The organism is Pseudomonas syringae group sp. 243L2 (assembly GCF_032587875.1).
Lineage (GTDB): Bacteria > Pseudomonadota > Gammaproteobacteria > Pseudomonadales > Pseudomonadaceae > Aquipseudomonas > Aquipseudomonas amygdali.
In genome coordinates this window covers 261,316-276,421 of the sequence record NZ_JAWHPL010000019.1, presented here as the reverse complement: position 1 = coordinate 276,421, position 15,106 = coordinate 261,316, and the positions used below count along the sequence as shown (strand labels likewise).

Below are 15,106 nucleotides of genomic sequence, written 5' to 3'. Positions count from 1 at the left end.
GGCGGCGCTGCCTCAAAAAAAAGGCACGCTGCCATCACCTATTCCCTACATCGCTTTTACAAATAACTCACAAATTACCTTCTAGACTCCTCTCATAAGTAGAGGGAACCACCATGAAGCGGTATTGGGTGTTGTTGTCGCTGGCCATCGTGCTGGCAGGTTGTCAGTCCACCCGTGACCAGATGTTGGCCGAGGGTTATCCGCCGGGTTTTGCAGACGGTTATCAGGATGGTTGCAGCAGTGGCAGGGACGCAGCAGGTGCCAGCACCGGTCAATTCAGAAAAAACGTACCCCGCTATCTGAAGGACAAGCTCTACGCCCAAGGCTGGACTGACGGTTTTCGCCAGTGTCAGGCCTCGCAGGATAACCGCGACCGACTCGACCCCGGCCAGGTCTTCAACGATCGTGACCGTGCCTGGGAGCGGGAAAAGACCCGCAGTGCAGCCAAGGCCTATCGCCCAAACTGACGCACGCGGGAAGATCGACGAAACCAATGATGCCCTCTTGTGGCCCAAAGCTCATTAGGGAGGACACCTCATGAGCCGCGCATTTGTAAACGAAGACAACGCTGCCGCCGATGCCGAGCAACCGGTAGAGCGGCTGGTCAGCGCACAGACCAATTACGTCACCGCCGAGGGCCTGAAGTTGCTCAAGAAGCACGTCAGCAGCCTGCAGGCGCAGCACAGTGCGCAAACTGCGTTGGGAGACGCCGCCGATAAACAGCGCCAGGCTGACCTTGAACGCGACCTGCGTTACTACACCCAGCGCCTGCAAAGTGCGCAGGTTGTGACGACGGCCGTGTCGACCGAAAAAGTACAAATTGGCAGTTGGGTCACGTTCGCGGATGAAGAAGACAACCGCCAGCGCGTGCATCTGGTCGGGGAGGATCAGGCGGATGCCGCCAAAGGGCTGATCAACTGGGGCTCGCCGCTGGGACGTGCATTGATCGGTGCGCAGAAAGGCGATGAAGTGGTGTGGGAGCGGCCGGCGGGAAATCAGTCGATTGAAATACTGCTGATCGAGCCGGATGCTTAAAGCGTGCTGATGAACAATAACGGCAGCGCCGTTCCCGATCAGGAACGGCGCGTGCCTAAACGCTGATCAGGCCAGCTTCTTGTGACGCACACGATGCGGCTGGGCAGCGGCTTCGCCCAGACGTTTCTTGCGATCCGCTTCATACTCGGTGTAGTTACCCTCGAAGAAGATCGCTTGCGAATCGTCTTCGTACGCCAGGATATGCGTCGCCACACGGTCAAGGAACCACCGATCGTGGGAGATCACAATGGCGGCGCCCGGGAAGTCCAGCAGCGCTTCCTCCAGCGAACGAAGGGTTTCAACGTCAAGGTCGTTTGACGGTTCGTCGAGCAGCAGCACGTTGCCGCCCTCTTTCAGGGTCAGCGCCAGATGCAGACGGCCACGCTCACCACCAGACAGGTCCTTGACGAACTTCTGCTGATCGCCACCCTTGAAGTTGAAGCGGCCAACGTAGGTGCGCGACGGGATTTCATAGTTGCCGATACGGATCACATCGGAACCGTCGGACACCGCCTGAAACACCGATTTGCTGCCGTCCAGGTCATCGCGGCTCTGGTCCACGCAGGCCAGCTGTACGGTTTCACCGACTTCGATGCTGCCCGAATCCGGCTGTTCCTTACCCATCAGCATACGGAACAGGGTCGATTTACCGGCACCGTTACCACCGATCACGCCAACGATGGCGCCTTTAGGCATGGAGAACGACAGATTGTCGATCAACACACGGTCGCCGTAGCCCTTGGTAACGTTCTTGAACTCGATGACCTTGTCGCCCAGACGCGGACCGGCCGGGATATAGATCTCGTTGGTCTCACTGCGCTTCTGGAATTCCTGCGACTGCATTTCTTCGAAGCGTTGCAGACGCGCCTTGGATTTGGACTGACGCGCCTTGGCGCCCTTGCGGACCCATTCCAGCTCGTCTTTCATGGCCTTTTCGTGGGCGGTCTGTTGCTTGGACTCCTGAGCCAGACGGTCGGACTTGGCTTCAAGCCAGCCGGAATAATTACCCTCGTAAGGAATACCCGCACCGCGGTCGAGTTCCAGAATCCAGCCGGCTACGTTATCCAGGAAGTAACGGTCGTGCGTGATCGCAACCACGGTGCCCGGGAAGTCGTGCAGGAAATGCTCCAGCCAGGCGACAGAGTCGGCATCCAGGTGGTTGGTCGGTTCGTCGAGCAGCAGCATGTCCGGTGCAGAGAGCAACAGGCGGCACAGCGCAACACGGCGTTTTTCACCACCTGACAGGACCGAAACCTTCGCATCCCAGGCGGGCAGACGCAGTGCGTCGGCGGCTACTTCCAGCTGGCGTTCCAGGTTATGACCGTCGCTGGCCTGCAGGATCGCTTCAAGCTTGGCCTGCTCGGCTGCCAGCTTATCGAAATCAGCGTCCGGCTCGGCATATTCGGCGTAAACCTGATCAAGACGCGCCTGGGCGTCCTTGATGACGCTGACCGCCTCTTCAACCACTTCACGGACCGTCTTGTTCGGGTCAAGTTGTGGCTCTTGCGGCAGATAACCCACATTAAGCTCGGGCATCGGACGTGCTTCGCCGTCAAACTCGGTGTCGACGCCAGCCATGATTTTCAACAGCGTGGACTTGCCCGAACCGTTGAGACCCAACACGCCGATCTTGGCGCCGGGGAAGAAAGACAGAGAGATGTTTTTCAGGATTTCACGCTTCGGCGGCACAACTTTGCTCAGCCGATGCATGGTGTAGACGTATTGAGCCATGAAATGAAAACCTAGCGTCTGTGATGAGGACCGATTTAGAACGCGAGCTTAAAGCTCCGGCCGGAAAAAAGCTTTTATTTGTCCGCAAGACTTGCCGCGAGACCGTTCCGAGCCTTGAATGAACCCAGGCAGAAACAGATCGGGGCCGTGCTGACACATATAAAGCCTGGTCGATATTGCAAAAAGTGGAGTCACTCATGCAGGAGTCGGTGGATACCACGCGTTGCGCAAAGCTACCCGAATGCAGCGTGCAGGGCAAACGATCCGGCCCAATGGGGCTGGCACTCTGCCACAAGTAAAGGCATGCTAGCCGCCCTCTTTGGGCGACCCGCTCATTTTACATAAAGCATCGCTGCTTCAGTCCAGCAGTCAGGAACAACGATTTGCCCACTTCAACGCCTCTGCCGTCATCCAGTGTCGCTACAGACAGTGCGACCAGGCCTTTGCGCGGCTCAGTGAAAGGTATATTGGCCGCGCTGGTGTTGGTGGTGCTTGCACTGCTGTTCTGGCAATTGATCGAGCAGTTTCATCAGACTCAGGAACGCCAGCGTCAGCGCAGCCTGGAGTACAGCATCCAGCTTTCCGACAGGATGAGTCTGAACATGGCACTCAAGGCGCAAATCGCCATGAACCTGCTGGACGAGGCGCAATCCTCCGGAGACCGGCTGGAGCAGCCGACGGCACTGGCAAGCCTGCGTACTGCCCTGCCCGCGCTGCGCAGCGCCGCGCGGCTAAACCCGACGGGTGACATTGTCGGTGACAGCGCCGAGGCATCCCGCGACGGAGAGTTTCTCCGACAGGCCATGAAAAAGGCCCAAGGCCACCCCTATTTCTACACCGGCACCGAAGACGTTAAACAGATTTATATACTGATTCGCCAAGGCGGTGGCGTTAGCGGCGATTACTGGGCGCTACGCATGGCACCCGACGCCTTGAAGGACCTGGCAAGCCAGCCAGCTCAGGACTTTCAACATATCTGGCGCCTGGAGCAACGCAAGACCCAACGGGTTCTCCTCCGTGAACCGGCACCCTCCAACGAGGCGGACAGCGGTCTTTCCGATACCGTTCTGCTTCAGCCACTGAGTAACAGCGACTGGCAACTGCGAGGCCTGTTCGATGCCTACAAGGCCCGCAGCGAGCTGCTTGCGCCTCTGATCGGCAAGTGTCTGATCGGCCTGCTGCTGTCGATCCTGCCACTGATCGCGCTGATGAGCCTGCGCAAACGCCAGCGCCAGATGCTGCAAAGCCGCCGCCGCTATCGCGATATCTTCGAGGGTGCGGGCGTTGCGATCTGCGTCATGGACATGTCGGGTCTGCAAGAGCAACTGGAAGCACTCCAAGTCAGAACGGACGAAGACTTCGAACTTCTGCTCAAAAGCCAGCCTGCCTCGCTGAAAAGACTGTTGCAGCAGTTGCGAATCAACGAACTCAACGAAGTTGCTCTGGGCCTGCTGGAAATAGAACACAGTGAACAGGCGTGGCAGCCGTTGATCGAGGGCGAATCGCGCTCGCGCCCCGGCATCGGCGTTCAGGTTATTCAGGCTGTTCTCGCCGGGCTGCCCAGGCTGGAACTGGAAATATGCCTGACACGCGCGAGCGGCCAGGACCAGCATCTATGGCTGGTCATGCGCCTGCCCGAGTCACGTAGCGACTTCGATGCCGTTATTCTCAGCATCGGCGATATCACCAGCCGCAAACAGATCGAGCTGTCCTTGCTGGACCGCGAGAGCTTTTGGTCCGACGTGGTGCGAACCGTGCCGGACCACCTGTACGTTCAGGACGTACTCAGCCAGCGAGTGATCTACAGCAACCACCATTTCGGCTACACGCTGGGCTACAGCAAATCCGAGCTGCGCGCCATGGGCGAGTTCTTCTGGGAAATCCTGCTGCACCCCGACGACGCCAGAAGCTATCAGGACATGCGCCTGCGCCAGCGCCATCACGGCCATAACGAGTTATTGCAATGCGTGCTGCGCTTTCGGGATCGCGAGAACAACTGGCGCTGCTTCGATGTGCGCGAACAGGCGCTGGCCTGGGACGCAGAAAACCTGGTCACCCGCATCATCGGCATCGCCAAGGACATTACCGAGCAGGTCGCGTCCAGCCAGTCGCTGCGTGACAGCGAACAGCGTTACCGGATGCTCGCTGAAAGCATCAGCGATGTGATCTTTTCCACGGATGGCCAGTTGGCAGTCAATTACGTCAGCCCCTCGGTGGAACGCGCGCTGGGGTACAGCGCCGAATGGATTCTCCAGAACGGCTGGTCCGCCGTCATTGCCAACCCTCAACAAGTGATCGGTTTCGATGCGCTCATCAGCCGCATCGGCAAGGTGCTGCACAAACCTCAGGAACTCGCCAGATTGCGCGAAGAGGTGACGACCAGAATGTTTCTGTTCGACTGCCTGCGTGCAGACGGTCGCAAAATCCCGGTGGAATTGCGGGTGGTTCTGGTGTGGGACGAAAACGGCAATTTCGAGGGCATCTTCGGGGTCGGCCGGGACATCAGCCAGCAGCGTCGGGCAGAAAAAGACCTGCGCATGGCCGCCACCGTATTTGAACACTCGACATCGGCGATCCTCATTACCGACCCTGCCGGCTATATCGTTCAGGCCAACGAGGCGTTCACCCGCGTCAGCGGCTATGAAGTTGCCCAGGTGCTCGACCAGCTACCGGGCATGCTCACGGTGGAATCGGAACAGGAAAACCACCTGCGCTACATCCTCAAACAATTGAACGGCCAAGGCACCTGGGAAGGTGAAATCAGGCTCAAGCGCCGTAACGGCGAACACTACCCGGCCTGGGTCGGCATTACCGCAGTGCTCGACGATGAAGGCGATCTGGCGAGTTATGTGTGCTTTTTCAGCGATATCAGCGAGCGCAAGGCCAGTGAAGACCGTATCCACCGCCTGGCCTACTACGACGCCCTGACTCACCTGCCCAATCGCACCCTGTTTCAGGACCGCCTGCATTCGGCGCTGCAACACGCCGAGCGCCAACAGGCCTGGGTGGTGCTGATGTTCCTCGACCTGGACCGTTTCAAACCGATCAATGACTCTCTGGGCCATGCCGCTGGCGACCGGATGCTTCAGGAAATGGCCACGCGGCTACTCGCCTGCGTGTCTTCCGATGACACCGTGGCGCGTATGGGTGGGGATGAGTTCACCCTGTTACTGCAGCCGGACACCTCGCGCGAAGCCGCACTGACTCGCGCCATTCACGTGGCCGAGCGGATTCTGACCAGTCTGGTAACGCCGTTTGTGCTTGAAGGCCGCGAGTTCTTTGTCACTGCCAGCATCGGCATTGCACTCAGTCCGCAGGACGGCAAGGAACTGAGCCAGTTGATGAAGAACGCCGACACGGCGATGTACCACGCCAAAGAACGTGGCAAGAACAACTTCCAGTTCTATCAGGCGGACATGAACGCGACCGCTCTGGAGCGTCTGGAGCTGGAAAGCGACTTGCGGCATGCGCTGGAACAGCAGGAGTTCACCCTTTATTACCAGCCGCAGTTCAGCGGCGACGGCAAGCGCCTGACGGGTGCGGAAGCCTTGTTGCGCTGGCGCCATCCACGCCGCGGGCTGGTGCCGCCCAACGACTTCATCCCGGTGCTCGAAGAGCTCGGGCTGGTGGTGGAAGTCGGCGACTGGGTGCTCACTGAAGCGTGCCGTCAGCTCAAACAGTGGCATCAGGCGCGGGTTCGCGTTCCGAAAGTGTCGGTCAACATCTCGGCGCGACAGTTCTCGGACGGCCAGCTCGGCAAGCGCATCGCCAACATCCTGGAGCAGACCGGCCTGTCACCTGCCTGCCTGGAGCTGGAACTGACCGAAAGCATCCTGATGCGCGAGGTCAACGAAGCCATGCAGATCCTCGACGGCCTCAAAAACCTTGGCCTGAGTATCGCTGTCGATGACTTCGGCACAGGCTACTCGTCGCTGAATTACCTCAAACAGTTCCCGATCGACGTACTGAAGATCGACCGCACCTTCGTCGACGGCCTTCCGTCGGGCGAACAGGACGCCCAGATCGCTCGCGCCATCATCGCCATGGCCCACAGCCTGAACCTCTCGGTCATCGCCGAAGGCGTAGAAACCCACGAGCAACTGGAGTTTCTTCGCGAACACGACTGCGACGAAGTCCAGGGCTATCTGTTCGGCCGCCCGATGCCAGCAAGCCAGTTCGAAGCGCAATTCAGCAATGATGCGCTGTTCATGCTGGATTGAGGGCCAGCCTTGCGACCCGGCCATCGTCCATTTGAACGATAGCCGAACCCTTGAATATGAGTAGACTTGAGCCACTGCCTCGCACAGCGTCAATGACAGCGAGCGCTCTACCCATAACAAAGAACACAAGGGGGTAGCATGATCAGCGATACAACGTCCCTGGACAGTGTTTCCTGTCAGGTCGTCGAAGCCTTGAACAAGGTGGAAGGGATCATTGGCGGTGATGGTGGTAAGCCAGGCAAGACCACCGCCTGCGTTGCTGGCGGCGGTCTACCGGCTACAGGCTTATGGCTCGCCAGCCGCTTGCGGTGCAGGCGCCGGGTGCGACCAGGTCAGGTACCGGAAGCGGTCGTAGAGACCCGCCACTACCTGCCCGCCTGCAATCCTGCCCGGAATTGCCGTTTGCAGGGTGCCGACCGCGCTCCCCAAACGCGAGGTGCTGACGTAATCTCCGGCCCAGGACGCTGCCGCCCTGCCGGCCTGATGCGCCGCCTTGCCTTTGTCAGTCAGGTAGCTCAACCCCTTGCCGGCTGCTGCGCCAGCCACTTCTCCAACCATACCGGGAAGTGTGAGGTTGGCTGCGGTAAGGACCGCAGCACCGGAGGCGTAGCCTTTGATCCCCTTGTCGAGAAAATTCCAGACTTTGTTGACGCCCAGAAACCCCGTCATCACCAGATTCAGACCGACGATTTCCTTGAAGACCTGAACCGCCTTTTGCATATCGACTTCAGGGTTCATGGCCAGTTTGAGCATCTCCGATACGCACCAGACGCCATCCGCCGCGTAATCGGCTTTGCCGACCATGCTTTTCATCAACATCACCAGCGCCGCACCGATACTCGCCGTCAAGGCCACCAGGCCCAGCTTGGTGTAGAAGTCAGGGTCCGCCTTGCGCTCCCCCTCGGCCAGTTGCAGCCCTGCGCGCAGGGCATCGGCGACTTCGAACCTGGCCTGGAACTCGCTGCTTTTGGTGCCCAGGTATGTCAGGCTCGAGTTCATGATGTCGGTGATGCTTTTGTCTTGCTTGTACAATTCGGTCGCCACTTTCATCTGCTGGGCAAAATGCTCGCTGACATCGAAATGCTTGACCACGGCCAGATGGTCTTCCTCCGGGATGCGGGCGTTCCCGGTGTCTTGCCTGGAAAGCTTGCTCTTGGCGAGCTTGAAGGCAGCGACGATTGATTCACGGTTGAATACGCCCAGCGTGGCAGCGCCCGATGCCACGGCCGTTGCGATACCGAAGCCGACCTGCTCCAGCAGGTGTTCGTTCCTGGCAAAGGTGGGCTGCGCCACGATGGCGTTGGCCAGCACGGTGACGAAGTAACGGTTCAGGCCGTGATCGACATTGGTCCGCGCATTGGTCAGCTCGTTCATCATCAGGCCAGCCATGAACACCGCGTTCTTGGTGAAGTGGGCAACCAGCGATGAGCTGTAGGAGTTGTCCTTGCTGACGAACGCCACGGCCAGTGGCAAGGGTGCCAGCGCGAGCAGCATCGCCGGGCTTGCAAGGACGCGACTCTTGAGCGAGGCGCCGTTCTTGAGCGTGCCCAGTTCGGCATTCATGCTTTTGTTGAGGCTGAGCAACTCGTCTTTCACATCAGAGGGCAGCCCCGAGCGGCTCAACACTGCTGGCAACTGTTCGTTGTGAGCGCGCCAGGCGTCGAGTTGCCCCTGAGCATTGGCCTGAACGATTGCGCCCAACATGTCACGCTCGGCTTCGCTCAGCGTAGACGATGGCTTTTCAAGCAGCGTCTGCACAACGTCGGACGTCGTGGTAGCGGCACTTGGCAAATCACCAAGACGGGCCAGTTGCTCCTCGCTCAACACCAGCGAACCGTTGGCCAGCGCCAACCGCAGTTTTTCATCGAAACCCATGCCGCACCTGGCCTCGATGTCTTCTTCAGGGGCGAAGGGCAGCGGGGTATTGCTGACGATATCGCGTTGTTCTTGCGTGAGATGCAGAACATGCTTGTTCAGGAAGGCATGCATCTGATCGGGCGACAGGTGTGGTGCCGGGGTGCGCATCAAAGCCAGCAACGCCTTGTCATCCATCGGCGCGAGCGCCCCGTAGGCATCAAACTTGCGCACCAGATTGCCGCCGGCCTTGAGCAATGCCTGGCGTGTGGTCAGCATGGGCTCCGCAGGCTCGTGGCCAGGTGCAGGTGCTTCACCTGGCTCGATAGAGATTTCCTCCAGCCTCGGCAAAAGATCGTGTTCGCGCAATAGCTGCAGCAGCGCCCCCGCTACTTCCGCCAGCTCGCGCAATTCATTGCGGGCTGGCGCGTCCTGGCAATTTTCGGTCAATGCCTGCAATGCGCCCGGCAACATCTCCAGATCATTGAGCGTGTCGACATGTGAGCGCAGCAGACTGACGACCGCGTCGGGTTGACGCTGGAGGCTGTCATTCAAATCCGCCGTACGCTGCTTGGCCGTGCGAACGAAATGACTGAAGAGCGTGTAAGACGAAATAACGGGGGGCTCTGCGCCCTGCGTCTCGGGATCCAGATGAGTCAACGTAAGCAGATCCGCAATCGCCCGGGCCAGGGCGGACGGTCGGGCAGTCAAACGAGCGACGGATTGGTGCAGCCGCGCCGTCCTGAGCCCTTCACAGGCCTGCGACAGCGAGTCGTGAGATGCGTGAGCAGCCGGCATATCGGCCAGCCGGTGAGTACAACGGTCAAGCAGTTCTCTCAGCGCCGGCACCTGATCCTCGCTTGCCAGTTGATGCCAGCCCTGCTCGGTCGTGCCAACCTCGGCGAGGCTCTGACAGAGTTGAGCAACGGTGTGCCAGGACGGATGCTGTTTATCCAGCTCACGCTGAAGAGCAGACAACAGACGCGCAGAGTCCTGCGCTGGCGCAGCCGAGGTGCGACCAAATGCCACGGCCAGCTCGCCGGAGGCAAAAAACGCTACGGTACGAGCCTGCTGCGGAGTTGGCTCACTAACGCCGGTTGCATCGCCGGACGCAGGAGCAACCTCCGGCAATGAGGAATGAGAGGAGCGCGTGATCTGAGAGGGCATCATGGCGTTTTTACCTACTGTCGGTGGATATGGGCAACAGACCGACTGAGTGTCGTCCGGCCCGGAACGGTTCCGGCAGTTGAAGGTAAATAGATGCGTGATCGCTGAAAATTCGAGTGGATGTGCCCGGTTCACGCCGCCGATGACTAAATCGATCTCGACCCTCTCATGTGGGCGAGCCCCCCCAGAACGAGCCTTGCGCCTGCGGCACGTCCATGATTTCAGGCCTTGTCGAAACCCGCGTGAACGGCGTCACTGGTCAAGATGACTGCCTTTCATATGCCAGATAAAACCCGATGGGGTAGAATACCCGCCTTTTCCGCCATGCCCCCTTGAGGACTGCCATGTTCAGCCGTGATTTGACTATCGCCAAGTACGACGCCGATCTGTTTGCCGCCATGGAGCAAGAAGCTCTGCGTCAGGAAGAACACATCGAGCTGATTGCCTCGGAAAACTACACCAGTCCGGCCGTCATGGAAGCTCAGGGCTCGGCCCTGACCAACAAGTACGCCGAAGGCTATCCAGGCAAGCGCTACTACGGTGGTTGCGAGTACGTCGACGTTATCGAACAACTGGCCATCGACCGCGCCAAGGAGCTGTTCGGCGCTGATTACGCCAACGTCCAGCCACATGCGGGTTCGCAAGCCAACTCGGCGGTCTACCTGGCCCTGCTGCAAGGCGGCGACACCATTCTGGGCATGAGCCTGGCTCACGGTGGTCACCTGACCCACGGCGCCAGCGTTTCGTCCTCGGGCAAGCTGTACAACGCCGTTCAGTACGGTATCGATGCCAACGGCATGATCGACTACGACGAAGTCGAGCGCCTGGCTGTCGAGCACAAGCCAAAAATGATCGTCGCCGGTTTCTCTGCCTACTCGCAGATCCTCGACTTCCCGCGCTTCCGTGCAATCGCTGACAAGGTCGGTGCCTACCTGTTCGTCGACATGGCTCACGTAGCCGGTCTGGTCGCCGCAGGCGTCTACCCGAACCCGGTGCCATTCGCCGACGTCGTGACCACCACCACACACAAGACCCTGCGCGGTCCACGTGGCGGCCTGATCCTGGCGCGCGCCAACGCCGAAATCGAGAAGAAGCTGAACTCCGCGGTATTCCCTGGCTCCCAGGGCGGTCCGCTGGAGCACGTCATCGCAGCCAAGGCCGTGTGCTTCAAGGAAGCGCTGCAGCCTGAGTTCAAGACCTACCAGCAACAAGTGGTCAAGAACGCCAAGGCAATGGCCGGTGTGTTCATCGAGCGCGGCTTCGACGTGGTTTCCGGTGGTACTGAAAACCACCTGTTCCTGCTGTCGCTGATCAAGCAGGACATCTCCGGTAAAGACGCCGACGCCGCCCTGGGTCGCGCCTTCATCACCGTCAACAAGAACTCCGTACCGAACGACCCACGCTCCCCGTTCGTCACCTCCGGCCTGCGCTTCGGCACCCCGGCAGTGACCACTCGCGGCTTCAAGGAAGCTGAGTGCAAGGAACTCGCGGGCTGGATCTGCGACATCCTGGCTGACCTGAACAACGAAGCCGTGATCGACGCCGTTCGCGAGAAGGTCAAGGCCATCTGCGCGAAACTGCCGGTTTACGGCGCTTGATAAGCCTGGTTTAAACGCAGTACCAAAAAGCCCCGGCTCGTGAGAGCCGGGGCTTTTTGTTGGGCAGATCACTCTATGGGCAGAAGCTCAGCCGCTGCCTGACCTCTCAGCCGCATACCCTCTCGAACCCCGCCCGGATCTTCTCCTCCGGCAATTCATCGGCAATGAACACGATCACGCTCTCGCGTTTTTCGCCTTCGGCCCACTCGGTGTCCCAGTCAAAGCCGTACAGCTTGAGCACGCCCTGAAACACCATCTTGCGCGGTTCGTCTTCGATGTTGAGCACGCCCTTGTAACGCAGCAGTTGCTTGCCATGGTCTTCCAGCAGTTCGTTCATGAACTCGCTGAGGCGGTCCAGGTTTAGCGGTTTTTCGCTGCGCAGGACGAGGCTGGTGATGCGGTCGCCTGAATTGCCGACCGGGGCCAGTGGGCGCAGGATCATGCCGCCGCCGAGATCGGCGTTGAGGTTGAAGCCGCGCACGTCGAGCAGTTCGGCAAGGTCGATGTTGCCATGTTCGACGATGCGGATCGGGGCGCGGCGGTTGATGCGGGTCAGGCGTGCGCTGAGGGCATCGAAGGTTGCGTCGTCGACCAGATCACGCTTGCTCACCAGCAATCGGTCGGCAAAGCCGATTTGCGCCTGGGCGATGGTTTGCGCCAGGTGGGTATCGGCGTGTGCAGCATCGACCAGAGTGATGATGCCGTCGAGGATATAGCGCTCGCGCAGCTCTTCATCGATGAAAAAGGTCTGGGCGACCGGCGCAGGATCGGCCAGGCCGGTGCATTCGATCACCAGTCGGTCGAAAGCGATTTCGCCACTGTCCAGGCGCTCCAGCAACAGGTAGAGCGCCTTGGTCAGGTCGGTGTGGATGGTGCAGCACACGCAGCCATTGGACAGGGTCATGATCTGTACGGGATCAGTGCCGAGCAACTGGCTGTCGATACCTGCATCGCTGAATTCGTTTTCAATCACGGCGATTTTCAGGCCGTGCTCGGCCTTGAGCAGGTGGCGCAGCAAAGTGGTTTTGCCTGCCCCCAGAAAACCGGTCAGCACGGTCACGGGGATGGGTTGCAACTCAGTCATAAGGCTCCTGGCGTGATGCATTCAGCTGAAATGAAAACGCGCCACAGGTGATGGCCTGCGGCGCGTCGGATCAAACAATAACGCAGTTCAGAGGATCAGCAGCACTTAGGACCGCCCTTGCCGCCGTAACGTGCCTCTTGCCGCTCCCGGAAGAACTGCTCGTAGGTCATCATCGGCTTGTCCGGGTGGGTGTTCTGCATGTGCTCTACGTACGTGTCGTAGTCAGGCATGCCCACCATCAGACGCGCGGCCTGACCGAGGTATTTCCCGAGGCGACTCAGGTCATTGAACATGGGCAAATCCTCTGTGGGTAACCATCATCACACCTGCGACGCTGGCGGCATGGCCTGGTAAGGAGCTTCCTTGTCGGTACGCGCCTTGGTGGTCCACGCCGCACGGCCCACTTTAATGGCGTAGAACAGGATGCTGAACACCACGAACAGGAACAGCACGGTCAGCCCGGCATTGGTGTAAGCGTTGAAGATCACATGCTGCATCTGGTCCATGGTCTTGGCCGGGGCCAGGATCTGGCCGGCATCCGCCGCCGCGCTGTATTTCTTGGCCAGGGCCAGAAAGCCCACCGCAGGATTGGCGTCGAACAGCTTGATCAGACCAGCCGTCACGGTGCAGATCAGCAGCCAGGTGGCAGGCAGCATGGTCACCCACACATAGCGCTGACGCTTCATCTTGATCAGCACGACGCTGGCCAGCATCAGGGCAATACCGGCGAGCATCTGGTTGGAGATGCCGAACAGCGGCCACAGGGTATTGATGCCGCCCAGCGGGTCGATTACGCCTTGGTACAGCAGATAGCCCCACAGCGCCACGCAACCACCGGTGCCGATGGCGTTGGCCGTCCACGACTCGGTACGTTTCAGAGCCGGAACGAAACTGCCCAGCAGATCCTGCAGCATAAAGCGTCCGGCTCGTGTACCGGCGTCGACTGCGGTCAGAATGAACAACGCCTCGAACAGAATCGCGAAGTGGTACCAGAACGCCATGGTGTTTTCACCCGGCAGCACCTGATGGAGGATCTGCGCGATACCAACCGCCAGCGTCGGCGCACCACCGGCACGCGCCAGCACAGTGTTTTCACCGATGTCTTTCGCAACAGCAGTCAATTGCTCCGGCGTGATGGCAAAGCCCCAGCTGGAGACAGTCTGCGCGACAGTCACCACGTCACTGCCAACCACCGCAGCCGGGCTGTTCATGGCGAAGTACACGCCTGGCTCGATCACCGAGGCGGCAACCATTGCCATGATGGCCACGAACGACTCCATCAGCATGCCGCCGTAACCGATGTAACGAGCGTTCTTTTCGTTATCCAGCAGCTTGGGCGTGGTGCCCGAAGAGATCAGCGCGTGGAAGCCCGATACCGCACCGCAAGCGATAGTGATGAACAGGAACGGGAACAGTGCGCCCTTCCAGACCGGGCCTGTGCCGTTGGTGAACTGGGTCAGGGCCGGCATTTTCAGCTCGGGCGCCAGAATCAGGATGCCGATTGCCAGTGCCAGAATGGTGCCGATTTTCAGGAAGGTCGACAGGTAGTCACGTGGCGCAAGCAGCAGCCAGACCGGCAGCATTGCTGCTACAAAACCATAGCCCACCAACATCCAGGTGATCTGCACGCCGGTGAAGGTGAACATCGGCCCCCAGGTCGGATCGGCCGCTACCATGCCGCCGACCCAGATCGAACCGAGTAGCAGAATGACACCGATAATGGAGATTTCACCGATACGACCCGGGCGGATGTAGCGCATATAGATGCCCATGAACATCGCGATCGGGATCGTCGCCATGACCGTGAACATGCCCCACGGGCTCTCGGCCAAGGCCTTGACCACGATCAGCGCCAGCACCGCCAGGATGATGATCATGATCAGGAAACAGCCGAACAGGGCGATGGTGCCGGGAATACGGCCCATTTCCTCGCGAACCATGTCGCCCAGCGAGCGACCGTTACGGCGCGTGGAGAGAAACAGGATCATGAAATCCTGTACCGCACCGGCCAGCACCACACCGGCGATCAGCCAGAGCGTACCGGGCAGATAACCCATTTGCGCGGCCAGTACCGGGCCGACCAGCGGGCCTGCACCGGCGATGGCAGCAAAGTGATGACCGAAAAGGATGTGTTTGTTGGTCGGCACGTAGTCCAGACCATCGTTGTTGACCACCGCCGGTGTCGCGCGCAGCGGATCGAGCTGCATGACATGGGTGGCGATGAACAGACTGTAGTAACGATAGGCAACCAGATAGATAGCCACCGCAGCGACCACTATCCACAAAGCGTTGATCGCTTCTCCGCGACGCAAGGCCACGACCCCAAGGGCACATGCCCCGACAATTGCGACGATGAGCCAGGGAACATGGCGCATCAGACTATTATTATTTTTCATTTTTTTATTCCAGCAGAGTTG

The 15,106-nt window shown here is 59.6% G+C and carries 8 protein-coding genes and 1 pseudogene; 4 read left to right on the top strand and 5 right to left on the bottom strand.

Annotated elements, in window-relative coordinates:
• The first annotated feature begins 113 nt into the window (after positions 1 to 113).
• Positions 114 to 467, top strand: coding sequence for a hypothetical protein (locus tag RYB66_RS11625; RefSeq protein WP_002555223.1), 354 nt, complete (start codon positions 114 to 116; stop codon positions 465 to 467).
• 70 nt (positions 468 to 537) lie between these two features.
• Positions 538 to 1,035, top strand: coding sequence for a GreA/GreB family elongation factor (locus tag RYB66_RS11620; RefSeq protein WP_004655509.1), 498 nt, complete (start codon positions 538 to 540; stop codon positions 1,033 to 1,035).
• 66 nt (positions 1,036 to 1,101) lie between these two features.
• Here RYB66_RS11620 and ettA read toward each other — a convergent pair whose 3' ends face one another.
• Complete coding sequence (gene ettA, locus RYB66_RS11615) at positions 1,102 to 2,766, bottom strand: energy-dependent translational throttle protein EttA (RefSeq protein WP_003368689.1); 1,665 nt, start codon at positions 2,764 to 2,766, stop codon at positions 1,102 to 1,104.
• 1,241 nt (positions 2,767 to 4,007) lie between these two features.
• Here ettA and RYB66_RS11610 point away from each other — a divergent pair.
• Positions 4,008 to 6,986 (top strand): annotated as a pseudogene (locus tag RYB66_RS11610) (EAL domain-containing protein); the annotation flags it as partial.
• A 285-nt stretch (positions 6,987 to 7,271) separates the two neighbouring features.
• Here RYB66_RS11610 and RYB66_RS11605 read toward each other — a convergent pair.
• A complete protein-coding gene (locus RYB66_RS11605) occupies positions 7,272 to 10,010 on the bottom strand; it encodes a HopW family type III effector protein (protein ID WP_316894423.1) in 2,739 nt (912 codons plus the stop codon).
• Between the two features lie 341 nt (positions 10,011 to 10,351).
• Between RYB66_RS11605 and glyA the strand changes: the two genes are divergently transcribed.
• The gene (gene glyA, locus RYB66_RS11600) at positions 10,352 to 11,605 is read left to right on the top strand and encodes a serine hydroxymethyltransferase (protein WP_003340745.1); all 1,254 of its coding nucleotides are present in this window, start codon (positions 10,352 to 10,354) and stop codon (positions 11,603 to 11,605) included.
• A gap of 106 nt (positions 11,606 to 11,711) precedes the next feature.
• Here glyA and yjiA read toward each other — a convergent pair whose 3' ends face one another.
• From yjiA to RYB66_RS11585, 3 genes are all read right to left on the bottom strand, one after another.
• Positions 11,712 to 12,689 (bottom strand): GTPase, encoded by a 978-nt coding sequence (gene yjiA, locus RYB66_RS11595; protein WP_044321032.1) that lies wholly within the window; start codon positions 12,687 to 12,689, stop codon positions 11,712 to 11,714.
• Positions 12,690 to 12,784: 95 nt separating this feature from the next.
• Positions 12,785 to 12,982: a YbdD/YjiX family protein gene (locus tag RYB66_RS11590; RefSeq protein WP_002555232.1), complete on the bottom strand. Its 198-nt coding sequence runs from the start codon at positions 12,980 to 12,982 to the stop codon at positions 12,785 to 12,787.
• Positions 12,983 to 13,009: 27 nt separating this feature from the next.
• On the bottom strand, positions 13,010 to 15,085 hold the full coding sequence (locus tag RYB66_RS11585) for a carbon starvation CstA family protein (RefSeq protein WP_316894421.1): 2,076 nt from the start codon (positions 15,083 to 15,085) through the stop codon (positions 13,010 to 13,012).
• Between the last annotated feature and the right edge of the window lie 21 nt (positions 15,086 to 15,106).

Coding starts and splice junctions, on each gene's coding strand:
- yjiA (WP_044321032.1), bottom strand. CDS start 12,689: ATGACTGAGTTGCAACCCATCCCCGTGACCGTGCTGACCGGTTTTCTG.
- RYB66_RS11585 (WP_316894421.1), bottom strand. CDS start 15,085: ATGAAAAATAATAATAGTCTGATGCGCCATGTTCCCTGGCTCATCGTC.
- glyA (WP_003340745.1), top strand. CDS start 10,352: ATGTTCAGCCGTGATTTGACTATCGCCAAGTACGACGCCGATCTGTTT.
- RYB66_RS11605 (WP_316894423.1), bottom strand. CDS start 10,010: ATGATGCCCTCTCAGATCACGCGCTCCTCTCATTCCTCATTGCCGGAG.
- RYB66_RS11625 (WP_002555223.1), top strand. CDS start 114: ATGAAGCGGTATTGGGTGTTGTTGTCGCTGGCCATCGTGCTGGCAGGT.
- RYB66_RS11590 (WP_002555232.1), bottom strand. CDS start 12,982: ATGTTCAATGACCTGAGTCGCCTCGGGAAATACCTCGGTCAGGCCGCG.
- RYB66_RS11620 (WP_004655509.1), top strand. CDS start 538: ATGAGCCGCGCATTTGTAAACGAAGACAACGCTGCCGCCGATGCCGAG.
- ettA (WP_003368689.1), bottom strand. CDS start 2,766: ATGGCTCAATACGTCTACACCATGCATCGGCTGAGCAAAGTTGTGCCG.